A 24,673-nucleotide genomic window follows, 5' to 3' on the forward strand; every position below is an offset into this window, starting at 1 on the left:
GGTCATGGGTTACATCCATCAAAACCGTCGGCTTGCATTTTCGCCTCATAGGGGCCGGCAATCTCGCCACCCGCTTTAAGCTGGGGTTTGATTGATGTCCAGTCGTCGACACGAATCTTCATCAGCCATCCGTCACCGTATGGCGCTGAATTGGCAAGACCTGGAGAGGTGCTGATCACGTCGTTTACTTCCACAACCTCACCACCGGTGAGCAGTTTGGCCGGGCCGACCCACTTGCCGGATTCCACAGTCGCGCAACTTCGCCCCGGTTGCACCTTGCGACCGGCTCGCTTGGGTGTGATTGCGACAATTTGACCAGCCATCGCAGACGCTACAGAAGTCATTCCCACAGTGATCGTATCGTCGTCATTTTCGCGATACCAGATGTTGTTTTCTACATCATAGAGAAGTTCATCCGGAAAATCACATCCGCGTACTGTAATCATTGATCAGTTACCTCACTGTGTCGGGTTCTGAGCGGTTTGGACGAACAGCAAAACTCTCCCAGTTGCTGAACTTCCAGTTTGCCGCGTACAAAATAGAGTAAATGCATTGCAACCATTGCCATCATACTTGTTTGGGAGACTTCATTCTTCATGCGGTATAGGTTAACCTGATACACAAGTTCCCTGCAAGTGTCCCTGCATGCAAGAAACGAAGGATCGTTTATTGCACCCTGTCTGTGCAATGCGAGCAATCTATACCTCTCATGCTTGGCAGATGTTGGTTCAAGCTTGTGACTTACGAGCCAATTCTCCAAAATCTGCTCGCCGAGTCTCAGCAGATGTTCAGCTGGGTCGGGCACAGTTTGTGGATTGTCGCGTACCGACTTGATGTTGCTCTCGAGTTCAGAAAATTCAATCATGCCAATCCCTTCTCGCGAAGAAGACCAAGCGAATCCGAAATATTTTCCTGAATCCCCAATTTACGCGGCGATAAACCGAGTGCCAGACCGAGTAGTTGGGTGAAATACAGCATGACCGGTTTGGTGGCAATGTTCAGGGTTTCTTCGGCGCGTATCTGGTGCATTTCAAGTCCGGTATGGCAGGTCGGACACTCTGTCGCAATCACATCCGCACCACAGGTTTCAGCCGCTTGCAGGATGTTGAGGACAAGACGTGTTGATGTGTCACTGTCTGACAAGGTGTGAGCACCGCCGCAACATGCTGTCTTCAGGGGGAAATCTATAACTTGAGCTCCAGCAGCTCGTAGCAGATCGTCCATAAAATGCGGGTCGGTTGTTGACTCACTGCCTTCACCCTGATCCTTTTCCGGGAAAATGTGACGTGGTCGGGTGTACATGCAACCGTAATAATTGACGATTTTCAGGCCATCCAGTGAATTTTTCACTTGGCGGGCGAGATTCTCTTCTCCGATTGCGTGTTTGATCCAGTCGAGCGCATGTATCGTTTCCACGTCTCCAGCGGAGTACTCCGGAACTTTCGACTTTCTGGACAACTTTTCGAGAACCGACCTGGTCTGTTCTCGATGAGTCACATCGTGCTCGGCTTTCTTAAGGTTGTGATAGCAGCCGTTGCACGGTGCCATCACTACATCGAGTCCCATTTTGTGTTTGGCAATCGCCATGTTGCGAACGGACAAAAAGTTCTGAATCTCAGGATCGATGTTCTTGACTTCCATCGCTCCACAACAATTCCAATCCTTGATCTCGACCAGGTCCAGACCGAGTTTCTTTCCAACCTGCTTGGTAGAGCGGTTGTACGCGTGTCCAGTACCTTCCAACGCGCAGCCAGGATAATAGCCAACCCGTTGCAAATCAGTTCTCAGCTGTTCGTTCTTAGCCATGCATGTCACTTCATTGTTCAGTGCGATTCAACACCTTGTTTCGTTCTCCGATCCGTTCATTCAGATATTCATCGATTGCACTCGATGAAGCTTTCCAGTTCTTGGTTCTGGGGCGAAGCAAAGTGGAAATGCCCATTTTGATCATGAGTGTGATCGGCAGTCCCCGAAGCAGGCCTTTTGCCAATCGAACCAACCAATTCTGAAACAGCGGTTGCGAAGTACGGTTGAAATAGTTTCGTATCACGCGTCCTTCCTCGATCTTGCCGGTTTCCAGGACCTGCGAATAGAATTCCTCGTCAAAATGCATTGAATTTGATTTCGGTGTATGCCCTTTGTGCTCGAGCCAATGGCTCAACGCCTTCATGACTCCTTCAGGCTCAACGTCACGCGGGCAGACATGTGTGCACTTGTGGCATGAAACACATTGCCAGATGATGTCCTTGTCTCTGACGAGTTCCTGTTCCATACCCAGGCGCGCAAGATATATCCAGTAGCGAGGGTTGAAGTCGGGATTGACCGCATTGACCGTGCATGAGTTGGTACATGCACCACATTGCCAGCAACGATGGATCCGAGAGCCGCCCGGAAATGCCGCAATTTCTTCTTCAAGGTCCTCGTTGTAATCATTGACGACACGCGATTCAATAAACGTACTCCATTGTCCCGATACATCGACACCGTCGATATCAAGCTTCTCGTGCTCCCGAAGATTCTCCGGACGAATCAGTGACTTCTCATGAATGGGCATTTGATCAGGATTGCGATATCAATGCGTGGAAGCGTCGATCAGTTCGGAGAGTCGATGCCGGGACCCATCTGCCAGCACCATATGTGTCAGACCATTGCCTGTCAGTGCAGCATCCAGACCCAGCATTCTCAGTGCGTAGTCGAAAGGAGTGCCCGACTGACTGAACTCGGTTTTCAGGAAACTGCCACCCTGGGATCCGATGTACTGGCTGTACACCCAGGCGAACAGTATGTCCATGATGAAATTGTGATTCGCGTAGATCCCTGCGTTTTCCAGAAAACCGTGCAGTTCCCGTCTCAATTCCAGATGTGTACGAACTCCATCGGAAATTTCGAGTCTGTTGTTCTTCATCTCAGCGAACCAGACTTCTCTCAGGACGCCGGTATTTGACTCTCTGTCCCACACCCACCGGGTCATCAGTGGGAACTCGTCTGGACTTCGATAATGCACAATCTCTGCCGCGAGGTCCTGAATCCAACGATCCTTCGCATCGAGTGCCAGTTCCGCTTTCAGTGTCTGAATTCGACTGTCAGCGTTTTCCAACGTAATTCCATTGAGCAGTGTCTTTATCGTATCGCGCAGAAATTCAAATCCTCTGGCTTGAAGAAGCAACCGGATACGTCTTCGTACGGTCGGCATGAATGCACATACATCAAAAAATTCTGTATCGGTCATCATGTCTGCGTCATCCGAAAAAATTCTCTGAAACAACAGGGATTTTCCGCGGACTCCCTCAACGATCGTTTCGATACCGCCGAGCTTGTCGCCGCATTCAATCATTGAATCGAACGCGGTATGTAAAAACGCACCATCCAAGTGCAAAACGGGTGTGCTGTGCATGATCTGTGATTCGGGAGTGAATTCCTGTAATCTGTCAGAAACGAAGTCGCTGTACCCGATGAACAACTCTAAAGACTCGACTTTCCGACATCTCGTCAGGCAGCACGATTGATATTGCCCAACGCGGCCATCGCCGCTGCCTGGCCCTGCGCAATGGAATCATCGATCGTCTCCGGGCCGATTGCAGCGCCGGCAACAAAGATTCCCGGTCTGGACGTTCCGGCAATCGAGTCGTATGAAGGCTGTTTCCTGATATGTCCGTGCGGTTCAAGCTCAACACCAAAAGTGGCCGCAATATTGGGATTGTCGACGTTCGGATCCATTCCGATTGCGTGTACGACCAGATCAAACGGAATTGAAATCGGGCGTTTCACCAAGGTATCCTCCCCCTTGAGCAAAACCCTGTTTCCGTCAAAGGTAACTTCCGCGATCCGCGCCTTGATGTATTTGACCTTGAACTCCTCCTGACTGCGCCAGTAGAACTGGCCTTCGTAAAGTCCGAATGTTCGGATATCCATGTAATAGATGTAAACGCTGCAGTCCGGCAGTTCCTCGCGGATTTCCATAGCCAGATTGGCTGATACAGTGCAACAGATTTTTGAGCACCATTCACGGCCGATCTGGCGATCTCGGGAGCCCACACACAAAAGGATCGCAACGCGATCCGGCTTGCGGTTATCGGAAGGGCAGCGTACGCCATGGCCCGAGGATATCATCTGTTCCACCTGCGTAGTCGTTACGACGTCCGGGTGCGACCCGAATCCCCACTCAGGTTTGTTGACCGAGTCAAAGTGCGTAAACCCGGTCGCGAGAATCACCGATGATGCCTCTACTTCCGAACCGTCAGACAGTTGTGCAGTAAACTGGCCGGCATCGCCATCAAGGCGGGTTACAGTTGTCGAAGTCTTGACGTCGATTGCTGGCTTGCTTTCAACTGCGACGACCATTCTTCCAATGGCATCCTTCGCCCACTCGCCCGATGGAACAAGGCGTGCGTAACCTGAGAGTATAGGCGCGCCGCCGAGGACTGATTCTCGTTCAACGAGGGTGGCGCAGTGTCCTGCCTCAGCCAGGGATCGAGCGGCGGACAAGCCTGCTGGACCACCGCCGACGATCAGGGTCGTAGCGGTCACGCGCGGGCCTCGAACCCGGGACCGGAAGTGATTGCCCGACGCGGATCGTACAGCGTCTCAAAATTTCCTGCTTCCACGTCGACCAGATAGCTCTCAAATTGATTCTTGGCTAACTCCCAGTCAATACCGAGTTTATCCAGCAGAGGCTCAAATGCTGAGGCGTGCCAATGCAGCTGGGCAATTTTGTACGGATGGGCGCCACAGAGCACAGCTGCAAGCTGGCAGTCTGCCAGAATCGGCATTTCGTAGTGTTTGTCAACAGCTTTGCCAATCCATTGATTCTTGTCCAGTGTGGTGATACAGCCGGTGTCGTGCCCCACCATCACATCTGCCCGGGCCTCTTCGACGGCAACCTTGATTTTTCGATCGATTGCGAAAGAGCGGGTGAATTCCCGTTCTGAAATGATGTGACGGAAACCGAATCCGCAGCAATCGTACCAAGTGGAGTAATCGATGACATTTGCCCCCAGTGCCTGAACCAGTCCTGTCGATACCGCTACGCGATTTCCATCCAGAACGTCATCATCATATATGACATCTTCCGGGACCATTTTGTAGACATGGCATGCCGGATGGATAACGGCACGAATTTCCGATGCATCAATAGTCTGTCTCTCACTGATCTGATGCCGCATCACGTGCAGCCATTCCGAATAGTGCACGATCTCTTCTGGAATCAGGATCTTGCCGTCAACCAGGCGCCCGATTTTTGCGAGAATTTTCTTTACCTGTTCCCGCAGTTCAGCCGAACGGAGCAGAAACTGCCTCATTTCCTTGTAGTTTCCAAACGATGTTCCGCAGTGAACCAACGGATAGTAGTGCGCGTAGTCCAACCCTTCTGCGCGGGATGCTACGTACGCCTGATGGAAATTTCTCAGAAAAACCGCTGCCAGGGAAACTACGTTCCCGATTCCCGAACCATGGTAGTTCCAGGCGGTACAGGAAGTCTGGTCGGTTTCGTCGAGATACTCCGTTCCAAGCTCGTTCATGAGCCAAAGCAACGACGTGGGGTAACCGGGAATATTACCGCATTGTCCACAGGACTTGTGATGCCATAGACGATTCGTTGGAATTTTCTTATCCCAGCCATAGAGTGTCTTTGTCATTACCGGCTTGTGTCCATCGTTGACCCGATGTACCACGATTTCCCCATCCTTTTCCAACTGCCACATAATGTCACGGACATCTTCGACTTGCTCGCGGGATGTGAGCATTGCCCGCTTGTCTATTTTCGCTTCCACCCATTGCGTGGCCGCCTGCGCCTGCTGCGGATCCAGGTTCGAATCCTTCCACTCCGCACCGTGTCCGGTAAATCTGTGCTCAGAATTCTGATTTCCAAACGGAACCATAACGCTCATTTCCAATCTCCTCTATTGTGTTTCCAGTGTCTTAAGATCAGCCATCATCCTGCTCATCCAGCCAGTCTTCGTATTCTTCGCGCTTCTCATCCATGATATCTACAATGACGTCAAATAGATTTTCATCGATCGTTTCCAGCTGATCAAGGACGCCGGACTCTTCCCAGATTGTGTATAGCTCAATTGACGTCTTCAGATTGACTTCCCATGCGGTATCGATGGTATGCATGGTCGGCATCGGGACCGCTTTGCGCAGTACCTGCAAAGGGGCATCTATCTTGCTGATGTTGGGACCCCAGTCGGCGAAGTGGTCGGGTGTGATCATGTTGGGTGCCAGTTGATTCCCAGTCGAGATCAGCTTAAGCATCACGCGGGAGAACGGTCGAAGAACATCCTTGGCGGACTGCATTCCGTGCTTGATTGAAACTTCCCGCAAGATGCTGACCAGACCGCCTGGAGAATTACCGAACGGACAGCGGGCGGCGCAGGTATAGCATTGCGCGCAGGCCCAGATTTTTTCCTGCATGGCATCATAGATTCCTTCGAGATTCTCAGTCCAGAGCAATTGCACAATTTCTCTGGGTGAGTAATCGAAATAGTGTGCAGACGGGCAGGTGGCGGTGCAGATTCCGCAATTCAGACAGCCATGCAGTTCGTGGTCATAGAGCGGATGTTCACAGATATCCGAAAAAATCTCTTCCAACTGATCGCGGCCGATCTCATGTTCGGTCAGCGGATCACCGATTGTCATGGCTGCTGATGACATTCGCTCACTCAGTAACTGAGCACCTTGGTTTCCTCTTCCTCCATCACGCGTTCGATGACGTAGGCACCACCTACAATACCCTCGCATTCCGGTATGAGGTCATCGGGCGTCATGTCAAAAAGATCCAGATTCGGCGAGCAGCAGAAAAACTTGACGCCTGCCTCGTATGCATCCTGGATGAAGTTATAAACGGACTTGTCCGAGCCAGGTTTCACAAATATGGTCTCGGCGACGCCTTTTTTCATGAGTTTGCCGGCAGTGGCCGTGCAGATCACCTCCACCTCATACTCCATCGCTGCGGCCACTGACGCCTGAAAAATCGGCGCCCCCATCTCCTCTCCATTTGAGGGGTCGGAATTGACCATCATGATTACTAATTTTTCTGCCATAGTATTTGTTTGATTCTCAGGTTGAGCACATGGATTGAAACTTTATTTTAATATATTAGAAATTTCTAATATATCGCATTTTATTCAGCCCATCAGCGATCATCAATTCATCCAACCGGTTATCTGAATCACGCCCGTCATGATACTGATGAGCGATTTCTCGATTTCAGGTTGGAGATTGCGTATGTTCTCCAAAATGTCGATATTTGCGACATCGAACGCTGGCATCTGTACCATTGAGTCCTCAATCATCGCACTTTTCATGCCCGGGTGACCGATAAACCCCAGACAGTTGTCGGAAATCTGAAATAGAGCAGCTGTGTCATCGTCAAATACAGATAGTACGCGAGCGTCTTGCGCAATGACAGGGAAGTCTCGCATATAGGTGACAATCGGATACCTGACTGGGAGATGTCCATTAAGCGCGTCGTCGTCGACTCGTCGGGCAGTTTGCAGATCGAGTGTCAGTTCACGTGATTTGACCGTGCTGCCGGATGCGAGCGCCAGCAGTTGCGTACCGGTGCCGAAAGCCAGGATCGGGAGTTTTTCCGAAAGATAGTTCTCGATGATTTCAACCCGTTGCTCCAGCATCGGCAATTTTGGGTCGCTGACAGTCCCATATGGCGCGGCACCCAGTATGATCAAGCCGTCACTTGGAAGGCTCAGATTGTCAATCCATTTGTTGTCATGTGCCGGACGGATGTATCGAAACCGGATATTGCGCCCCTCAAGGTGATCCTCAACCAGGCCTAGATGTTCAGCATCGGTGTTCTGCAGAACTGAGATGGTTTTCATGGTTTCGACCGACCATATTGCTGTGGCAGGTTGTCGGTGGAGATCGCGTTTTGCGCCGAACTCTCCGACACCCTGATACAGACATTGAATTTAATGTAATTGATTTGATGCAAGGACATTCTTACTCGTTAGTGGGCGAGAAGTGCTTGCAGGCAACAAATGTTGTGAAATCGACATCATTCGAATGATTGCCTATCGGGCTGAGACGCGTATGGTTCCGGCGACTGCCGCAGCACAGGGCAAAAAACCCAATGCAAGAAAAGCACTGCAGAAACTGTTCAATGCGGATGCCAACATCATTCCAGACCACGACCGAGGTCTACTGAAAGTGCAGATTCTTGGCCTGGGCGGCAACTGTGTGGACCGGGCCTTGAAACCGCTTCTTGATGAATTGACTGCGACCGAAACCGTGTATCCCGCAACCAGTCTGAAGCTGGTCTATGAGTTGGCGTCCGAGCAGTTTCAGACTTGAAATGTTAATATCATGTGCACTGCGATATTAGCAGCAGGTCAGGTTGTCTGAAATTATAGCAAAATCAGCAATTCAACTCCAAAAGCCCGTTTTGAAAGCGTCATTTTTTTCTCACTGACTTACTGAGATAAAAAATCGCCCTGTGTGTAACGAACGCGTATTATCGTATAATATCAAAGAAATATGGATTGTATCGGTTATCGTGCGAGAAGCGATTTCAAAGCGGTATGAAGGACTGGTACCGAGTGTTCCCAAGTAGACAATCTCCTCATCAGCACCAGACTCTTTTCCAGTCAGGTTCAGAATAAAGGTAAGAGTGCACACATGTGGTTTCGAATCGTCACCGGCTCGTTCGTCTTCGCAATTGCAGCCGTACTGGGTATTGCCATATCTTCCAAATCTGTTGCCGACGCCGGAATCGACGTTGAGTTCTTCGGCCGAATCGGTGTCGAAAGCCAGTCATTCTTGCAACATGGTGACCACCCGAATCAGCGTCGTCGCTCATATGGCGTCATTCTCGAGCCTGAATTCTACTTTGAGACTCCGGCAGGCTCAAGTTTCAGTCTCAGGCCGTTTTATCGGTATGACAGTGCGGATGAGCGGCGTCGTCACGGAGACTTGCGCGAGGCATATTTTCTATGGTTCGGGGAAGCCGGAAACGGTGAGTGGGAGTTGCGTCTGGGGATTGAGCAGATTTTTTGGGGTGTAACCGAAACGACCAATATTGTCAACATCATCAATCAGTCTGATTTGGTGGAGGATCTAACGGAAAAGGAGAAACTGGGTCAGCCGATGGCGCATCTGACTTGGTCGGCTGACTGGGGCGTCACAGAGTTCTTTGTGCTTCCGTACCATAGAAAGCGCACGTATCCAGGCGAAAACGGACGATTCAGATCCCCACTGGTTGTCGATAATTCCGAAGCTTCGTATGAAAACTCTAAAGGCAAGCGCCATATCGATTATGCGCTGAGGTATAGTCACAATATAGGGCTGATCGATTTCGGTATAAGTGGATTTTCAGGCACGAGCCGAACACCCTTTTTGAGACCGGACATTTCAAAACCCACGCCCAAGTTGCAGCCGTCCAAGTTGCTGCCGTATTATGGTCAAATTCGTCAGATCGGATTGGATTTGCAGGTTACGCTGGAATATTGGCTGTTGAAACTTGAGGCGATACGACGCAAGGGAGCCCGCAACTCATCCGGCGTCGAAGAGGACTACAACGCCTATATAGCTGGTGCCGAACGCACTTTTTATTCAGTATTCGGCTCAAACACCGACATTACCGCACTTGGTGAATGGGTCTATGACTCCAGAGGTCCGAGATCCACAGAGAGTCTGGATGATGATGCGTTTCTTGGCATTCGCTGGGCTTTGAACGACACCCAGGACACTGAGTTCGTAGTTGGCTATGTTGCCGACTCGAGATATGAATCAGCAACCTTGTCGGCCGAGTTCAATCGTCGAATTTCTGACGAGTATTCGTTGGAAGTGGAACTTTTCAGTGTCGATCGGGCTGACGTGAGGGATCTGAACTTTTACCCCATCAACAAGGACAGTAACCTAAGTATCAGGCTGTATTACCACTTCTGATCTGGCATACACACTGTTCTATCCTGCTATCCCGGTGCGGTCATCCTGACTCAGGTGAGGCGCAAGTTGATTCCGTGTGCAAGATATTGTCGTCTATCCCAATTTCGGCAAGTTGAAATGCACATTCTCATCGATCCCATTCATTGTAGAGACTTCGGAGCTCTCGTAGTTATCGATCTTGGCAATCACTTCCTCAACCAGTTCTTCCGGAGTAGAGGCGCCAGCTGAAATGCCGACGATTTTCTTGCCCTCAAGCCATTCCAGTTTCAGATCATCCGCTTCCTGCAGCAGATATGTGGGTGTCCCGCTGGCTCGGCTGACTTCACATAGACGATTTGAATTGGAACTGTTGGTTGCGCCGACAACCAGTACCAGATCGACCCTCTTGGCCAGTGCCCGGACCGCATTCTGACGATTCTGTGTGGCGTAGCATATGTCGTCTATGTCGGGTCCTACGATCTTCGGAAACTTGACCTTGAGGGCATCCACCACTTCGGCTGTATCGTCGACCGATAGGGTGGTTTGCGTGATGAAAGCAACCCGCTCTGGGTTCCTTACCTCAAGTTTATCAACATCGGAGAGGTCACTGATGAGATGGACTTTTCCGGATATCTGGCCGATGGTTCCCTGAACTTCAGGGTGGTATTCATGCCCGATAAGAATGATCTCGTAGCCTCTGGCTGCGTACCGCTGTCCTTGGCTGTGCACCTTGGTCACAAGGGGACAGGTTGCATCCACAGTTGTCAGATTCCTCTGCTTTGCATTCTGCTTGACTTGTTTGGATACACCATGTGCGCTGAAAACTGTGAGTGATCCGTTCGGTATCTGATCCACTTCCTCGACAAATTTAACTCCCTTGTTCTTCAACTTCTCCACCACTCTGCGGTTATGGACGATTTCATGTCGAACGTAGACCGGGGATTTGTTTTTTTCGAGAAGGGTATCAACGATGGCGATCGCACGCTCAACACCGGCACAGAATCCACGTGGTTGTGCTAGTAAAACCTGCATTTTGTCGGCGCTCTCCTGGAAAATTCCGTACTTGACACTGTCTGCGGATTATATAGGACTATACCGATGGGCACCCAATTGAATTGCCGGTGCCAAGTGGTTCCAACCATGCAAGACCTCAATGCTTGAGAGACTGATGTCCGGGTACCCAGCCACAGACGAAAGAATTCCGACCTGATCTGCGGGAAGCTTGCGAGTCATTGTTGTTCGGAGGCCGTTTGCGGTGAGTTGACCTTGGGAAGAGGCCGGGTGAGTAAAAAGAAAATTGTCCTTAACGCGACATCCGATCGTGCCAGCAGGTTCAACAGCCCGACTACGTTTCGCACGCTGGTTTTTGAAAGTGATATCTCTTCGCCCCGGTCAAAGGTTTCGCTGAAATAGACCTTTCGAAGCATCAGAGCCGAAAGCCCGAGTGATGAGACTATCTGTCGGCGGATTCGATATTCCGAGCTTGGTATTGCCAATGCGAACCCCAGACCCTCGAGCAGGTGGTTTCGTGCGACTGCGATCAGTTTCACCAGTCCGTCGGAGAATCCCGGATTTGCCTGGCCGACTGCGAGATCATTCAAGTCAAATCCAGATTCCAAAAACAGATCCCTCGGTAACCAGCACATCCCTTCGCGTTGGTCATCCCAAATGTCCTTGATGATGTTGGTGAGCTGCACCCCTTTGCCACAGGATACCGACCGAACCTGCAATTGCTCTGAGCGCTTGTCAATTTCAGTCGAGTACGCGCAGAACAATTCCGCAAGCATCTCGCCAACCACGCCTGCGACGAAGTAACAATAGCGCTCAAGCTGCGCAATATCCTTCAGGCCCTGGCTGTTTTCGTATTGCTGGAACTCGAGCATGCCGGTCGACATGACGCGAATACAGCGTTCCAACGCCTTGCGCTGGCGAGATTCGAAACTCAAGGTGACGCGTATTACCTGCTCCGAGTTGCGCACGAGTCTGCGCACACTCTCCGGGGTGGTCGGTCCGAGTTGCGCGGCGAGTCGGCCGGCGAATGGCCCGGCCGGCTTCTCAGCGGCGACGATAGCCGCGAACTGATGGAGATAGTTCTCTTTGTCAGCCAGCGCCATGTCGGGGTCATCTTCGATGCTGTCGGCGATTCTGCAAAGCAGATAGCCATTGGTAACTGCATGCCGAAGTTGCGGGGGCAAAAGTGGAATGGTCATCGCATAGGTTTGGGAAACCTGTTGCAGAATCTCGGTCTGGAAAGCAAGATCGGCATCTGACCGAGTCGTTGTACCGGTGGTGCTCATTGAAGTGATTGGCGCAAATTCAGTCGTTCAGCCGCACTCATGATTCGTCGACAGATGTCATTCGAAATCCTGCCGATATCGGCTCAGCCCGGCAATCGATGAGAGTCCGCCTTCCGGTTCGGCGATTGGCAAGTCGCGCCTGAGGTAATTGAAAATCATCTCAAGCATGCCGTTGAATCGGGAAAAGACGCTGGTCAATACGATAATCGTGCGCACGGTACTGCGGGAGATCTTGACTTGCTCACCGCTGGTGAAATCAGGTTGAGCATAGATTTTCCGCAGTGTCGCTATGGCCATTCCAGCAGCCCACAGGCAGTATCGCCGATAACCGGCTTGGTGCGAAGGAATGAGCTGAATGTAGTGTTGGGCATTCAGAAGATGCCAATTGCTCAATGCGATCAGTTGCGACATACCGTCGGCAAATCCCTGATGTACCTGGCTGTCCCTGTTATCCAGATTCTGCAAATCAACACCATGCGCCAAAAACAAATCACGCGGCAGCCAGCAGACGCTGCGGGAGCGATCTTCCCAGATATCCTTGAGGATGTTGACCATCTGAAGTCCGAGACCGAACGACAAGCCCAGCGGCAGCAACTGCTCGCGATTGCGGTGAATCTCATCAGAATGATCGCACATGAGTTCGGTCAGGGTTTCCCCGACAATCCCCGCGACACTATAGCAATACCGGTTATAGCTGGATATATCGGCGAGTCCTTCGACTGTGGCATTGCGCTGAAATTCAACCATACCTCTTGACATGATGGAAACACAGCGCTCAAGTATCGCTTGTTGCTCCGGACTGAACTGGCGCTTGATGCGAATCACCGCGGAAGTGCAGGCGACCAGTTCTTTCTCGCTGTCCAGCATCGATTCGGACAACAGATCACTCAGTTCACTTGCAAACCACTCATCATCAGTCTGTTCCGTCACAATCGAGACGAATCGTCCGGCAAAAAAGTCTTTTTGCTCGATTGACAATTCCGGATCGTCTTCTATCGTATCGTTGATTCGGCACAGCAGATAGGCATTGGCGAACAGTGCCTGCAGCGGTCGCGGCAACTGCGGTGTGGTTAGAGCGAATGTTCTTGCGACTCCAGACAATAATTTGTGCTGAAATTGTAAGTCGTCATCTGAAATCAAACTCTGGTTTGTTCGGTTACGAGCCATCGGATAACAGTGGATACAGTATGGACCGTTCTGTGAATTATAAGGTGAACCTGTACATGAATTGCGTTCTGGGATCACTGACTTGTTCCATAACGTCTCGACGGTACAATGCCTGGAGTTTACAGTCAGTCGGGCGCAATACATTCCCCGAATCAGCGACCGGTTCATGCCAATGTCAGTCTGCGCGTCAATTGGACGATGTTGGGAATGCGAAGTGAACTTTCTGATTCAGCACGGAGCAGATTTTTAATATACTATCGCACTTACCACAATTGATTCACTCAACTGAATGACGCGTGCATGAAATGTTGATGAAGCATGTGCTAAATTTATATCAGTAACGAAGAGTCCAGGACTATTCAATATGAAGAAAATTCTAATCAGTCTGATTTCACTCATTGCCATTGCGGTGGTTCCGGCACTGAGTTTCAGTCCGGTTTATGCCGATTCCATGCAAGACCTGATTGCGGAAGGTAAGGAACTGTCGTTCAACCGACAGAAAGGCAACTGTCTGTCGTGTCACATCATTGAGGACGGTCTGATGCCCGGCACCCATGGTCCGCCATTGATTTTCATGCAGAGACGGTTTCCTGACAAAGGGAAGCTCAGGGCTCGGATCTACGATCCGACTGCGGCCAATCCGAATACGATGATGCCGCCGTTCGGACTTCATGGGATATTGACGGACAGTGAAATCGACGCAATTACAGAGTATATCTTTACGTTATAAGAGAGGGATTCTGATGAAAACGCTTGAAAAACAAAGACGCAAGGTGCTCAAAGGTGCTCTCGCAACCAGTCTGGTGGCACTTGCGGCATCTTGGGGCATGCTTGGCAGTCGTGCATTTGCTGCCCGACCCCAAATGGCATTCGATGCCGATGATCTCGGCGGTACGCTCAAGGCACTGTTCGGAGAAGATGCCATTGAGGACAGTGGCGACATCATCGTCAAGGGGCCTGAAATCGCAGAAAACGGCGCGGTTGTTCCTATCAAGGTGACCGCCAAAATGAATGATGTGCAATCCATCGCCATCCTCGTGCCGGAAAATCCCGCACCCATGGTGGCATCGTTTGACTTGGACGCGGGAATTGTTCCCGAAGTGTCGGTACGCATCAAGATGGGCAAGACATCTGACGTGATAGCACTGGTGCGATCGAACGGAAAGGTCTATCGAGGCGCCAAGGAAGTCAAAGTAACCATCGGCGGTTGCGGCGGCTGATCCGATACAGAGAGGTATTGAATCATGACTATGAAATCAAAAGTTAAATTGACCAGCGAAGGCAGCGTGCATGTCAAATTGCTGATCAAGCATCCCATGGAAACCGGTCAGCGCAAGGACCGAAAGACCGGCGAACCGATACCTGCCCATTTCGTCGAGGTGGTTACCTGCGAATGGCAGGGTAAGGAGATGATCCGCGCACATTGGGGTCCGGCCATCTCTAAAAATCCGTATTTGTCATTCAAGATTATGGGACCACAGGCAGGTGATATGCTGACCTTGCGTTGGTTGGACAATCAAGGCGAGTCCGGCGAACAGCAGGCTCAGGTAAGCTGACTGGTCTGCAACTAGAAATCGAATTTTGGAGAAAGCTCTATGAAAAGATGTTTGCTATCCCTGTTGGCCATCACGCTGACGGCGGGAATGTCGTCATTTGTGCAGGCGGCTCCTGAAGAAGATCGGCTGGCATTCGAGAACTATTTTTTAACCAAGTTTCCGGATACACCCAAGGAAGACTTCGTCAACGGTATTTACTCAATCGATCCCGTCGCGCGCGATCAATGGATTGACCTTGAGGAATTTCCACCGTATGAACTGGCTCTTGAACTGGGACAAACCCTCTTCGAAACGCCGTTCGCCAATGGCAAGACGTATGGCGACTGTTTCGAGAACGGTGGTATCGGAATCCGGCAGAATTACCCTTATTTTGATACCGAAGTGGGCCAGGTTGTGACAATTGAACTCGCAATCAATCAGTGTCGCGAGGCGAACGGTGAAAAACCACTCAAGTACAAGTCTGGACCCATTGCGGCGGTTTCTGCATATATGGCGTTCACGTCCAGAGGAAATACAATCAATGTGGTGATACCGGACGATCCGCGCGCGATTGCAGCCTATGAGGAAGGCAAGCAGTTTTACTACACCAAAAGAGGCCAGTTGAACTTTTCGTGCTCTGACTGTCATATCGGAGGTTCGGGCGGCTTCATTCGAACTGAAATGTTGAGCCCATCTCTGGGACATATCAGTCACTGGCCTGTTTACCGACTGAAGTGGGGGGCGATCGGTACCCTGCATCGTCGATTCAGTGGCTGCAATCAGCAGGTGCGGGCGAAAGCATTCAAGCCACAGGGTCAGGAGTATCGAAACCTGGAATATTTCCTGAGTTACATGAGTAACGGATTGACATTCAACGGACCGGGTGTCCGCCGCTGAACCTGAGGGACGAAACGATAATGAAAAAATTGCTTTTTATATTTGTTGCGACTATCGCACTGGCAACCGGGACAGCGGCAACTGCAGACCAAGCCAGTATCGAACAGTTCAACATGGCATTTTCTGAAGCCAATGAACTGAGAAAAGCGGCTGGACAAGCGGCTCATGAGTGGCGGGATACCGCCAAACTTCTGAGGTCGGCCCAAGCTGCTGCGGAACAGGGAGATCTGGAAAAAGCGATGATGCTTGTCGCCGAAGCCAGGTTCCAAAGTGTAGCTGCAGTCGCTCAGGCTGAGCGCGAGCAACGCCTTTGGGAAGGCCGGGTTGTCAGGTAACACATATACTGTTCCAGAGTCCTTACCAGGAGAAGTGATACCACCGGTCAACCTATCGCACCACCTGCGACCGTGTCCCGGACGTGCGCCGGGAAGGAGGCAATAGATCGTGGATATGTGTCGTCGTGAATTCATCCAGGCGCTCGTTGCCGCGAGCGCTTGCGGTATTGTGCCTTCAATTTCGGCAGGCAGTTCGAGTCTATACGATTTCGCCCCCTTTGGCGATGTACGTCTGCTGCACATCACCGACACACATGCCCAGCTGAATCCGGTCTACTATCGGGAACCTCATGTCAATATCGGGTTAGGTGAAGCGCTCGGCCGCCCACCACACATCGTGGGGGATCGTTTCTTTGACTACTTCGCGATTGCGCCATCGACACCAAGCGCTTACGCGTTTGCCTATTCGAACTTCACGGAGCTGGCCGAAAAGTTCGGCAGGATCGGCGGATATGCCTATCTCAAAACCCTGATTGACCGGTTGCGACACGAATACGGTTCTGAGCGAACCTTGCTGCTTGATGGCGGGGACAGCTGGCAGGGCAGCGGCACCGCGCTGTGGACGCGGGGCATGGAAATGGTGGAGGCGAGCAATCTTCTTGGTGTTGACATTGCGACCGGGCACTGGGAATTCACCTATACACCGCAAGAGATCCAGGCCAATCTTCAGGCTCTCGCAGGAGACTTCGTCGCCCAGAATATTTTTCTGACCGAGGATGCACTGTTTGATGAGAAACCAGTCTTCGACGAGGATACCGGTCATGCCTTTGCGCCATATGTCATGAAGTCTCTTGGCACTCGCACGGTGGCGGTGATCGGGCAGGCGTTTCCCTACACTCCGATCGCCAACCCCAGACGAAACATACCGGACTGGACATTTGGCATCCGGGCTGAGGAACTGCAGGGTCTGGTCAATCATATCCGGGCAGCCGAACGGCCGGACGCTGTGATCTTGCTATCACACAACGGCATGGATGTTGACCTGAAACTCGGCGAGGTCGTAACAGGTATCGATGCGGTTCTTGGCGGACATACTCACGATGCGGTGCCGGCGGCACTCGAGGTGCGAAACTCTCAGGGCACCACATTGGTCACCAACGCCGGGTCCAACGGAAAGTTCGTTGGCGTTCTCGATCTGAAATTTACTGACAAAGGTGTAAGCGATTACCGGTATCGACTGTTACCTGTGTTTGGAAACTTCCTTGAGGCAGACGCTGGGATGGAGGAATTCATAGCGGGCTCGCGCGCGCCGTTTTCGTCAGTGCTCGATGAGAAGCTGGCGGTGACGGAGTCACTGCTGTTTCGTCGCGGCAATTTCAACGGTACGTTTGATGAGGTGATCTGTAATGCACTGCTTCACAATGGAGATGCCCAAATTGCCCTTTCGCCCGGATTTCGCTGGGGAACTTCCGTCATTCCAGGGCAGACAATCTCCATGGAGGACGTGCTGAGTCAGACTGCAATGACTTATCCGGAAACCTATGTACGTGAAATGTCGGGAGAGACCCTGAAGCTGATTCTTGAGGATGTTGCGGACAACTCATTCAACTCCGACCCGTTTTATCAGCAAGGTGGTGATATGGTGAGGACGCAGGGATTGACATACACACTCAACCCGGCCAACTCGATTGGGAAGCGAATTTCGCAAATGCGTCTCGACAATGGAGATTTGATCGAAGCTGACAAGAATTACATGGTGGCCGGCTGGGCAACTGTCGGCGAAGTTTCACCGGGTCCGCCGATTTGGGAATTGGTTGCTGATTATCTGCGCGCACAAGGTGTCGTCAGAGTTGATCGCGTCAATCAACCGCGACTCGTAATAGGAGCCGATAACCCCGGTGTCGGCATGTGGCCCGCAACCTGATGCAAGGGGGAACGAGCCAGTGCATGGAGTAGTCCGAACCTTCGTTGCCGTATTGATACTCAGCCTTGCTGTCGTTTTTCAGTTGCAGGCAGAAGTCCGGGATCCTGAAGAGTATTTTTTCCATCAGAGTTTTGGAGACCTTCCCGAAGAGGTTGAAATTGCCAAAGAAGAGGGGCAGACCTCTATCCTGGTGATGTTTGAGTTGAATGACTGCCCGTGGTGCGAAAGGATGAAGGAGATGATTCTGAATCAGTCAGAGGTTCAGGACTATTTCAGGAAGCATTTTCGGGTTCTGATGATGAATGTCGAAGGTGACAATCTGATTGTGGATTTCGACGGTGAGGAAATATTGGAAAAGGACTTCGCCCTCAAGCACAATCGGATTCGGGCCACTCCGGTATTTCTGTTTCTTGACTTGGAGGGCAGTCGAATTGCCCGCTACACTGGCGCAGCGAAGAACATTGAGGAGTTCATGTTGCTTGGAGAATATGTGACCGATGGGCACTTTGAGACCACCAATTTCGTCCGATTCAAGCGTGCCAGGTTGAAGTCCAGTTCAAATTGAGCGGGATGGGTGATCCGATCGCTCGATTCGTCACCCCGATACTGTAATCATCATGTGGAGACAATTAATTTCGGTTGCGGCGCTGATTGTGCCTGTGTTGCCCGGAATGGTTCATTCATTCGATATTCCACAGGAACCTCTTCGCCTGCATGACGCCATCGCTTATGCGCAACAGACTCACCCCGCAAGTCGCCAACTGGAACTGGATTATGAATTGGCGCGTGATGCCCATCATCAGCTTGAATCCGGAAGTCAACTTGATGCACGTGTGCTGATTGTTCCCCAGAGGGCAGACCGTGCAGCTATGGGTATGCCGAACTCCGAGGACGACAGTTACGCCCGCCTTGAGTTAAGTTACCCGATATTTGATTCCGGTCTCAGACGTGCTGCGACAGATCATGCGGCAACCACTCGGGACCTGGCCGAGCGTGCAGTTGATCTCACCATTGATCAACGCCGGCTTTCGATCATGAGACACTATTTCGATGTATTGCTTGCTGATCTTGACTATGCGGTGAAGAATGAGAAGATGACGCTCGCCTTTCTTCGTTTCAATCGCCACCGAGAAGAAATGGATCTCTACCAAGCACATGCGGAGGTGGATGTGCTCGCCCTCGAGACAATCTATCGAGATCGGTTTCATGTACGCGAGCAGGCCGCGATTGAGCGAATGGTGGCCCGGCGCAAACTGGGAATGCTGATGGGGTCGGTGGATTACGTACCGCGTGACCTTCAGCAACCGGACCTGTCGAACTATCTTGAAAGGGAAGTGCTGGATTTTGATGTCATGCTGGAACAGGTGCTGGCGCACAGTCCCGAGATGATCGCCGCAAAATTGCAAGTGGAAAAGGCACGGCAGGCTGTGACCGTCACTGAGAAGCGTTATCAGCCTTCAATCAGAGCGAAACTCGAAGCGAATGAGTGGGCTCAGGAAACCGGCAGTCGCAACTCGGCATCCATTGGCCTCCAGCTGGAGTTGCCTTTGGTGTCCGAGTCACGCAGGAGTCATGAACGGAGCAAGTCAATGATTGATGTCGAACGTGCTCAAGCAGGCGTCGTCGAAGTCGAGCACGGACTTCGAACGCGGGTGTTGAGACTCTGGAAGACGATCAGTTTGAAACGCGTTGACCTGGCAGCGGCCAGCGTGCGTTCCGATTATCGGGATCAATACATGGACCGGGCGCGGGCGCTATATGAGCTTGAAGAGGCTGCTGATATCGGAGATGCGCAGGCGGAGCAGTTGCGTTCGTTGATGGAACTGAAAAGCGTGGAGTTCGAACTGACATTGGCATGGAGTGAGTTCGACATGCTGCGCGGTGCGCCGGTATATCCTGAATGAGTGAAATTGCAAATTAGCGGGCGTAAATCAATCCTGTAATCGAAATGGGCGGTTTTTTCGATACGGAATATATTTTCGTCGGCAAAAAACTAATTTTCAGGTTCTCTTCGATGTATATTTAGAGTGTTTTTTTCAATTATAGGAATCGAGGAAAGGTATGGATTCTACAGACTTAGAACGACATGTCAATCAACCCGGTCGCGATGATCTGGTCAGACAGGTTCGAGAGAAAATAAATGAACTGAATGTGGATTACATTTACTATCAGTTTATTTCTGTTACCGGTCGAATTGTCGGAAAGGGTGTGCCAGCAGACCACTGGGAGCAGATCGCCAGTCGGGGGTTTCAGTTGGTTTATGGATCAACCGCCAATCTGTTTATCGATCGGTATGGAGACTACATTGGTTATGGTCCCGAAGCAATGGAACTGGTGGGTATTCCGGATCCTGAAACATTCTGTCAACTACCCTGGGACAAGCGCGTCGCACGTGTTTTCTGTACCTGCTTCCGTAATCGGGAAGAGAAAGTTGATGCGGGAGCACATCTGACTTCTGACTGTCGCGGCAATTTGCGCATCATTCACGAAGAGTTCAAGGCCAAGCATGGTGGACTGCACATGCGCCATGGCATGGAGCCTGAAATGATGTGGCTGAAACGCGGCGAGGACGGCAAACCCGATGGCGGGTTTTCAAAACCCTATTGCTATCATATCGATCAGTTCGAGAGCTTGCGACCGGTCTTCATGCAGGTTATTGAATATTCGCGATTTATGGGGCTGGATATGATTCAGGGCGACCATGAGGACGCACCGGGTCAGCTGGAATTGAACTTCACGTTCGATGACGTGCTCAGGACCTGTGATCGACTGTCAACATACAGGCAGATTTGTGCGCAGGTTGCGAGAGAGAATAATCTGATTGCATGCTTTATGACAAAACCGTTCATGGGTGTTTCTGCGAGTGGTTGCCATACCAACATGTCGCTTTGGACCGGTGGCGAGGATGAGATCAACACTCTGGGCAATGACAATCTGAATGGCTTGGATGACGTTTACAGTTATTGTAAAGGTGGCGAGAATATGTTCATGCCGGATACAGATGACCCGCAGATGCCCGGTGAGATCGGACTGTATTCAGTCGCAGGCGTCATGAAGCATCTCGATGGTCTCACTGCGCTGGGTTGTTCGACCGTCAATTCCTATCGTAGATTGTGGGATACTGGTTTCTGGGCACCGGTCTATAAGGATTGGGGTTACCAGAACAGAACCACCGCGTTGAGGATATCGGCACCGGGAAGATTCGAGTTTCGAGCTGTGGATTCGATGGTCAATCCGTATCTGTTGTGCGCCGGACTGCTCAAGGCGTTTGATGACGGCATCTCAAACCAACTTGATCCAGGTCAGCCTGAGAATCGAAATATCTACGAGGCGATGGATGCTGGCAAGCAAGTTACTAAACTCCCAATGTCACTGGGTGAAGCGATCGATGCTCTGAAACAAGATGAGTTGCTGATGGAAGCGTTGCCTGATGAAATGGGGAAGGTCTTCTTGCATTACAAGGAGGACGAGTGGGCTAAATTCATGGCCACTGTAACTGATTGGGATATGGAAACCTATCTGGACTGTCTACCGTAGGAGATTTACTGTGTGTGGAATCGCTGGATTAATTCATAGAGGAAAGCAGTCTGACATCGGTGGCGAATTGCTATCGATGCTTCAGGCTTTGAAGCATCGGGGTCCGGATTCTACCGGACTCGCGGTATACGGATCGACTGATGATGTGGATGCGACTGAGTATGTCATGCGCTTCAAGGTTGCCGAAGGTGCTGAACTGGCTAGTGGATTCAGGATATTCGATGAGATCAGGGAGCGTCACGAAGCCGTGCATGAGCGTTTGTCCGAAAGTGGCGCAAAGGTCAGTTCGGAACAGTCGGCGACAGAATATGCATACCGTTGCCGATTTAACTTCGATGGCGATATGAGACGCCTGGCCAACTATCTTGAGGATATCGAAGGTGTGGAAATTCTTTCGATCGGCAAGGCGCTTGAACTCGTCAAGGACCTTGGTGATGCACAGACCGTCGGCGACCAATATGGTCTTGGGGGCTTTCAGGGCACGCACGCGATCGGACATACCCGCATGGCAACCGAATCGGATGTGGACATCCGATCGGCACATCCGTATTGGGCCTATCCGTTTCTGGATGTCTCAGTCGTTCATAACGGACAGTTGACCAACTATTGGAATTCTCGTCGGGCGCTTGAGCGAAAGGGTCACCGATTCATGTCGAACTGCGATTCGGAACTGATTGCTGTCTATCTGGCTGATGCTATGGACCGCGGTGAGGACCTGGAAGAGTCCATGCATCGATCATTGTCGGATCTGGACGGTGTGTTCACTTACGTCGTGGCATCGCAAAATGAGCTTGGGATGGCAAAGGATTACATGGCTGCCAAACCGATGGTGCTTTACGAGTCGGATGACTTTGTTGCATTGGCTTCCGAAGAGGTCGCTATCAGAAGTGTATTTCCTCACGAAATCGACACAATCGACCCCTATGAAGGAGAGGTTAGAGTATGGCGGAGTTGAATCAACCGGGATCGATGCATCAGGAGAAGCTTGCCGGTCGGACCCAACAGATATTTTTTCCGGCAGTAGAGTCAGACCGACTCGCGTCACCGCATGCGATTGATGTGGATTTTGCCAAGTGTGCTGAAATTGATGCAGAAAACCGTACCGCTCGAGAAGTCAATTCCAGAGTTGCGGAACTGATGAGAGAGGGGTGCGGGACAATCACTGTATTGAACCCGGGCGCAAAACACTCTTTGGGAGTCGGTATCCTGAATCGTCTGAATCTGAATTTCGAGGGCAGTCTCGGATATTTCGGTTGTGGTCTGAGTGACGGTCCCAATATTCGCATTGCAGGTCGGGTCGGCTGGTCGTGTGCGGAAAACATGATGTCGGGCACGATTGTCATAGAAAAGAATGCCGGTTCAACGTTCGGTGCCGCGATTCGCGGTGGTGATTTGGTCTGTAAGGGAGACGTAGGCTCTCGGACAGGGATTGACATGAAAGGCGGCACAATCATTATCGGAGGACGAACTGGTGCTTTCAGCGGATTCATGATGCAGCGGGGCCGCATGATCGTCCTCGGCGATGCAGGTCCGAACCTGGGCGACTCCATGTATGATGGGCTGATTTATGTCGGCGGCAAAATTGCAGGTCTCGGCGTTGATGCAGTCGACGCTGAAATGACAGATCTGGAATGTACCTGGATTGAGCGTAAGCTTGCCATGTATGGATTGGAGGCCCCGAATGGGGTTGCCAACATGCGAAAGATTGAATCGGGCAAGCAGTTATGGAACTACGACAGTCTGGAACCCACAGAGAAAAAACTTGTACTTTAACGGAACGAACTGATGGAACCAAAACCGAAAACATCACCACCACTGCCTCCGACACCGTCAAGGAATGTCAGTAGTCTGGGGCGCAGTTCCATATTCTCACCGGAAACGATTGATGATATTCATATCAAGTCGGAACTGGGTCGATATCGGATGCGTGGATTTTCTCTTTTCAAAAAAATCCCCACTTTCGATGAACTGACATTTCTGCCGGGTACACTGACAAGGTTTGTGATTGAAGGCTATCGCGAGCGTTGTGTCACAAAGACTGTACTTGGCCCGCGTGCGAAGCGGCCGTTGATACTGGATATACCGGTATACATCACCGGAATGAGTTTTGGTGCGCTTTCCTATGAGGCCAAGACAGCCTTGGCGCGGGGAGCGACCATGGCTGGTACCGCGACTTGCTCAGGGGAGGGCGGAATGATACCTGATGAGCGTCGCTACTCCAGCAAGTGGTTCTATCAGTGCATTCAATCACGCTACGGATTCAATCCGCATCATCTGCGTCTGGCGGATGCGGTCGAATTCTTTATCGGACAGGGATGCAAGGTTGGACTTGGTGGTCACCTGATGGGGCAGAAAGTGACTGATCAGGTAGCGGAAATGCGTTCATTGCCAGCAGGCATCGACCAGCGTTCGCCGGCTCGTCATCCAGATTGGCTGGGGCCTGACGATCTTGCGTTGAAAATAGAGGAAATCCGCGAGGCGACTGACTGGCAGATTCCGATTCAGTTGAAACTCGGTGCGGCACGTGTGTACGACGATGTTCGCATGGCCGCGAAAACCGACCCTGACATGATCTATATCGATGGAATGGAAGGTTCGACCGGTGCAGGTCCTCATCTGGCGACAGAGGAAACAGGAGTGCCTGGAATTGCGGCAATTCGACAGGCAAGAAAGGCATTGGATGATGTCGGCAAGACAGGTGAGATTTCCCTGATTTATGCCGGCGGTGTACGAAATGGCGGCGACTTGGCCAAGGCACTGGCGTTAGGTGCTGATGCTGTCGCGATCGGACACGCCTCACTGATGGCCCTGAACTGCAACAAGGATATTCCGGAGGCAGATTATCAGAACGAGATCGGTGTCGAGGCTGGTTATTGCTATCACTGCCATACGGGACGGTGTCCCGTCGGCGTTGCCACCCAGGACCCGGTGCTTCGGCAGCGACTGAATCCGGACGATGCAGCTGAACGTGTCTACAATTTTCTGCACACGCTTGCCATCGAGTGTCAGATGATGGCGCGGGCCTGTGGCAAGACAGATGTTCACTCTTTGGAACCGGAAGACCTCGCTGCACTGACAATGGAAGCGTCTGCCATGGCCATGGTTCCGCTCGCTGGGACACAGCACACGGTTGGACGTCCCGACATGACTCGCTATTGAGGA

27 protein-coding genes are annotated in these 24,673 nt (G+C 51.4%); 14 read left to right on the forward strand and 13 right to left on the reverse strand.

Annotation, left to right across the window (positions count from 1 at the left end):
- Positions 1-2 precede the first annotated feature (2 nt).
- The 10 genes from OXI60_05880 to OXI60_05925 form a co-directional block, all read right to left on the reverse strand.
- Complete coding sequence (locus OXI60_05880) at positions 3-446, reverse strand: hypothetical protein (GenBank protein ID MDE0309346.1); 444 nt, start codon at positions 444-446, stop codon at positions 3-5.
- Positions 443-865: a hypothetical protein gene (locus OXI60_05885; protein ID MDE0309347.1), complete on the reverse strand. Its 423-nt coding sequence runs from the start codon at positions 863-865 to the stop codon at positions 443-445. The genes OXI60_05880 and OXI60_05885 overlap by 4 nt, the downstream gene beginning before the upstream one ends.
- Positions 862-1,806 carry a CoB--CoM heterodisulfide reductase iron-sulfur subunit B family protein gene (locus OXI60_05890; GenBank protein MDE0309348.1) on the reverse strand — a complete coding sequence of 315 codons (945 nt, stop codon included), beginning with the start codon at positions 1,804-1,806 and terminating at the stop codon, positions 862-864. The genes OXI60_05885 and OXI60_05890 overlap by 4 nt, the downstream gene beginning before the upstream one ends.
- Before the next feature lie 10 nt (positions 1,807-1,816).
- A complete protein-coding gene (locus OXI60_05895; GenBank protein ID MDE0309349.1) occupies positions 1,817-2,554 on the reverse strand; it encodes a 4Fe-4S dicluster domain-containing protein in 738 nt (245 codons plus the stop codon).
- An 18-nt stretch (positions 2,555-2,572) separates the two neighbouring features.
- On the reverse strand, positions 2,573-3,394 hold the full coding sequence (locus tag OXI60_05900) for a hypothetical protein (protein MDE0309350.1): 822 nt from the start codon (positions 3,392-3,394) through the stop codon (positions 2,573-2,575).
- 95 nt (positions 3,395-3,489) lie between these two features.
- Entirely contained in the window at positions 3,490-4,527 is a 1,038-nt protein-coding gene (locus OXI60_05905) for an FAD-dependent oxidoreductase (GenBank protein ID MDE0309351.1), read from the reverse strand.
- Positions 4,524-5,885, reverse strand: a complete 1,362-nt coding sequence (locus tag OXI60_05910) for a heterodisulfide reductase-related iron-sulfur binding cluster (GenBank protein MDE0309352.1) — start codon at positions 5,883-5,885, stop codon at positions 4,524-4,526. The genes OXI60_05905 and OXI60_05910 overlap by 4 nt, the downstream gene beginning before the upstream one ends.
- Before the next feature lie 37 nt (positions 5,886-5,922).
- Positions 5,923-6,651 (reverse strand): 4Fe-4S dicluster domain-containing protein, encoded by a 729-nt coding sequence (locus OXI60_05915; protein MDE0309353.1) that lies wholly within the window; start codon positions 6,649-6,651, stop codon positions 5,923-5,925.
- A gap of 8 nt (positions 6,652-6,659) precedes the next feature.
- Positions 6,660-7,040 carry a DsrE/DsrF/DrsH-like family protein gene (locus tag OXI60_05920; protein MDE0309354.1) on the reverse strand — a complete coding sequence of 127 codons (381 nt, stop codon included), beginning with the start codon at positions 7,038-7,040 and terminating at the stop codon, positions 6,660-6,662.
- A 102-nt stretch (positions 7,041-7,142) separates the two neighbouring features.
- Positions 7,143-7,835, reverse strand: coding sequence for a hypothetical protein (locus tag OXI60_05925; protein MDE0309355.1), 693 nt, complete (start codon positions 7,833-7,835; stop codon positions 7,143-7,145).
- 184 nt (positions 7,836-8,019) lie between these two features.
- On the opposite strand from OXI60_05925, the gene OXI60_05930 reads away from it, so the two are divergent.
- Together OXI60_05930 and OXI60_05935 are read left to right on the forward strand one after the other, a co-directional pair.
- Positions 8,020-8,307 (forward strand): hypothetical protein, encoded by a 288-nt coding sequence (locus tag OXI60_05930; protein MDE0309356.1) that lies wholly within the window; start codon positions 8,020-8,022, stop codon positions 8,305-8,307.
- Between the two features lie 324 nt (positions 8,308-8,631).
- Entirely contained in the window at positions 8,632-9,900 is a 1,269-nt protein-coding gene (locus tag OXI60_05935; GenBank protein MDE0309357.1) for a hypothetical protein, read from the forward strand.
- Between the two features lie 93 nt (positions 9,901-9,993).
- Here OXI60_05935 and ispH read toward each other — a convergent pair whose 3' ends face one another.
- The 3 genes from ispH to OXI60_05950 all read right to left on the reverse strand — a co-directional run bounded on the left by ispH (position 9,994) and on the right by OXI60_05950 (position 13,277).
- Positions 9,994-10,911: a 4-hydroxy-3-methylbut-2-enyl diphosphate reductase gene (gene ispH, locus OXI60_05940; protein MDE0309358.1), complete on the reverse strand. Its 918-nt coding sequence runs from the start codon at positions 10,909-10,911 to the stop codon at positions 9,994-9,996.
- Positions 10,912-11,108: 197 nt separating this feature from the next.
- The gene (locus OXI60_05945; GenBank protein ID MDE0309359.1) at positions 11,109-12,176 is read right to left on the reverse strand and encodes a squalene/phytoene synthase family protein; all 1,068 of its coding nucleotides are present in this window, start codon (positions 12,174-12,176) and stop codon (positions 11,109-11,111) included.
- A 57-nt stretch (positions 12,177-12,233) separates the two neighbouring features.
- Positions 12,234-13,277, reverse strand: a complete 1,044-nt coding sequence (locus OXI60_05950; protein ID MDE0309360.1) for a phytoene/squalene synthase family protein — start codon at positions 13,275-13,277, stop codon at positions 12,234-12,236.
- A 430-nt stretch (positions 13,278-13,707) separates the two neighbouring features.
- Here OXI60_05950 and soxX point away from each other — a divergent pair, with 430 nt between their 5' ends.
- The 12 genes from soxX to OXI60_06010 all read left to right on the forward strand — a co-directional run bounded on the left by soxX (position 13,708) and on the right by OXI60_06010 (position 24,670).
- On the forward strand, positions 13,708-14,073 hold the full coding sequence (gene soxX / locus OXI60_05955; protein ID MDE0309361.1) for a sulfur oxidation c-type cytochrome SoxX: 366 nt from the start codon (positions 13,708-13,710) through the stop codon (positions 14,071-14,073).
- 13 nt (positions 14,074-14,086) lie between these two features.
- Entirely contained in the window at positions 14,087-14,563 is a 477-nt protein-coding gene (soxY, locus tag OXI60_05960; protein ID MDE0309362.1) for a thiosulfate oxidation carrier protein SoxY, read from the forward strand.
- A gap of 30 nt (positions 14,564-14,593) precedes the next feature.
- Entirely contained in the window at positions 14,594-14,899 is a 306-nt protein-coding gene (soxZ, locus tag OXI60_05965) for a thiosulfate oxidation carrier complex protein SoxZ (GenBank protein MDE0309363.1), read from the forward strand.
- Positions 14,900-14,938: 39 nt separating this feature from the next.
- The gene (gene soxA, locus OXI60_05970; protein ID MDE0309364.1) at positions 14,939-15,775 is read left to right on the forward strand and encodes a sulfur oxidation c-type cytochrome SoxA; all 837 of its coding nucleotides are present in this window, start codon (positions 14,939-14,941) and stop codon (positions 15,773-15,775) included.
- Between the two features lie 20 nt (positions 15,776-15,795).
- Positions 15,796-16,110 carry a hypothetical protein gene (locus OXI60_05975; protein ID MDE0309365.1) on the forward strand — a complete coding sequence of 105 codons (315 nt, stop codon included), beginning with the start codon at positions 15,796-15,798 and terminating at the stop codon, positions 16,108-16,110.
- 115 nt (positions 16,111-16,225) lie between these two features.
- A complete protein-coding gene (gene soxB / locus OXI60_05980) occupies positions 16,226-17,974 on the forward strand; it encodes a thiosulfohydrolase SoxB (GenBank protein MDE0309366.1) in 1,749 nt (582 codons plus the stop codon).
- A 19-nt stretch (positions 17,975-17,993) separates the two neighbouring features.
- A complete protein-coding gene (locus OXI60_05985) occupies positions 17,994-18,539 on the forward strand; it encodes a thioredoxin family protein (GenBank protein MDE0309367.1) in 546 nt (181 codons plus the stop codon).
- Positions 18,540-18,591: 52 nt separating this feature from the next.
- On the forward strand, positions 18,592-19,878 hold the full coding sequence (locus tag OXI60_05990; GenBank protein MDE0309368.1) for a TolC family protein: 1,287 nt from the start codon (positions 18,592-18,594) through the stop codon (positions 19,876-19,878).
- 157 nt (positions 19,879-20,035) lie between these two features.
- Positions 20,036-21,511 carry a glutamine synthetase family protein gene (locus OXI60_05995; protein ID MDE0309369.1) on the forward strand — a complete coding sequence of 492 codons (1,476 nt, stop codon included), beginning with the start codon at positions 20,036-20,038 and terminating at the stop codon, positions 21,509-21,511.
- 10 nt (positions 21,512-21,521) lie between these two features.
- Positions 21,522-22,466, forward strand: coding sequence for a hypothetical protein (locus OXI60_06000; GenBank protein MDE0309370.1), 945 nt, complete (start codon positions 21,522-21,524; stop codon positions 22,464-22,466).
- Complete coding sequence (locus tag OXI60_06005) at positions 22,454-23,284, forward strand: hypothetical protein (protein MDE0309371.1); 831 nt, start codon at positions 22,454-22,456, stop codon at positions 23,282-23,284. The genes OXI60_06000 and OXI60_06005 overlap by 13 nt, the downstream gene beginning before the upstream one ends.
- Positions 23,285-23,296: 12 nt before the next feature.
- Positions 23,297-24,670, forward strand: a complete 1,374-nt coding sequence (locus tag OXI60_06010) for an FMN-binding glutamate synthase family protein (protein ID MDE0309372.1) — start codon at positions 23,297-23,299, stop codon at positions 24,668-24,670.
- Positions 24,671-24,673 lie beyond the last annotated feature (3 nt).

The sequence above is a fragment of the Acidiferrobacterales bacterium genome (assembly GCA_028820695.1).
Lineage (GTDB): Bacteria > Pseudomonadota > Gammaproteobacteria > Arenicellales > JAJDZL01 > JAJDZL01.

What these genes read in the sequence shown, in the direction of transcription:
- OXI60_05880 (MDE0309346.1), bottom strand. Translation starts at nt 446, where the DNA reads ATGATTACAGTACGCGGATGTGATTTTCCGGATGAACTTCTCTATGAT.
- OXI60_05885 (MDE0309347.1), bottom strand. Translation starts at nt 865, where the DNA reads ATGATTGAATTTTCTGAACTCGAGAGCAACATCAAGTCGGTACGCGAC.
- OXI60_05890 (MDE0309348.1), bottom strand. Translation starts at nt 1,806, where the DNA reads ATGGCTAAGAACGAACAGCTGAGAACTGATTTGCAACGGGTTGGCTAT.
- OXI60_05895 (MDE0309349.1), bottom strand. Translation starts at nt 2,554, where the DNA reads ATGCCCATTCATGAGAAGTCACTGATTCGTCCGGAGAATCTTCGGGAG.
- OXI60_05900 (MDE0309350.1), bottom strand. Translation starts at nt 3,394, where the DNA reads ATGCACAGCACACCCGTTTTGCACTTGGATGGTGCGTTTTTACATACC.
- OXI60_05910 (MDE0309352.1), bottom strand. Translation starts at nt 5,885, where the DNA reads ATGAGCGTTATGGTTCCGTTTGGAAATCAGAATTCTGAGCACAGATTT.
- OXI60_05915 (MDE0309353.1), bottom strand. Translation starts at nt 6,651, where the DNA reads ATGTCATCAGCAGCCATGACAATCGGTGATCCGCTGACCGAACATGAG.
- OXI60_05920 (MDE0309354.1), bottom strand. Translation starts at nt 7,040, where the DNA reads ATGGCAGAAAAATTAGTAATCATGATGGTCAATTCCGACCCCTCAAAT.
- OXI60_05925 (MDE0309355.1), bottom strand. Translation starts at nt 7,835, where the DNA reads ATGAAAACCATCTCAGTTCTGCAGAACACCGATGCTGAACATCTAGGC.
- OXI60_05930 (MDE0309356.1), top strand. Translation starts at nt 8,020, where the DNA reads ATGATTGCCTATCGGGCTGAGACGCGTATGGTTCCGGCGACTGCCGCA.
- OXI60_05935 (MDE0309357.1), top strand. Translation starts at nt 8,632, where the DNA reads ATGTGGTTTCGAATCGTCACCGGCTCGTTCGTCTTCGCAATTGCAGCC.
- ispH (MDE0309358.1), bottom strand. Translation starts at nt 10,911, where the DNA reads ATGCAGGTTTTACTAGCACAACCACGTGGATTCTGTGCCGGTGTTGAG.
- OXI60_05945 (MDE0309359.1), bottom strand. Translation starts at nt 12,176, where the DNA reads ATGAGCACCACCGGTACAACGACTCGGTCAGATGCCGATCTTGCTTTC.
- soxX (MDE0309361.1), top strand. Translation starts at nt 13,708, where the DNA reads ATGAAGAAAATTCTAATCAGTCTGATTTCACTCATTGCCATTGCGGTG.
- soxY (MDE0309362.1), top strand. Translation starts at nt 14,087, where the DNA reads ATGAAAACGCTTGAAAAACAAAGACGCAAGGTGCTCAAAGGTGCTCTC.
- soxZ (MDE0309363.1), top strand. Translation starts at nt 14,594, where the DNA reads ATGAAATCAAAAGTTAAATTGACCAGCGAAGGCAGCGTGCATGTCAAA.
- soxA (MDE0309364.1), top strand. Translation starts at nt 14,939, where the DNA reads ATGAAAAGATGTTTGCTATCCCTGTTGGCCATCACGCTGACGGCGGGA.
- OXI60_05975 (MDE0309365.1), top strand. Translation starts at nt 15,796, where the DNA reads ATGAAAAAATTGCTTTTTATATTTGTTGCGACTATCGCACTGGCAACC.
- soxB (MDE0309366.1), top strand. Translation starts at nt 16,226, where the DNA reads ATGTGTCGTCGTGAATTCATCCAGGCGCTCGTTGCCGCGAGCGCTTGC.
- OXI60_05990 (MDE0309368.1), top strand. Translation starts at nt 18,592, where the DNA reads ATGTGGAGACAATTAATTTCGGTTGCGGCGCTGATTGTGCCTGTGTTG.
- OXI60_05995 (MDE0309369.1), top strand. Translation starts at nt 20,036, where the DNA reads ATGGATTCTACAGACTTAGAACGACATGTCAATCAACCCGGTCGCGAT.
- OXI60_06005 (MDE0309371.1), top strand. Translation starts at nt 22,454, where the DNA reads ATGGCGGAGTTGAATCAACCGGGATCGATGCATCAGGAGAAGCTTGCC.
- OXI60_06010 (MDE0309372.1), top strand. Translation starts at nt 23,297, where the DNA reads ATGGAACCAAAACCGAAAACATCACCACCACTGCCTCCGACACCGTCA.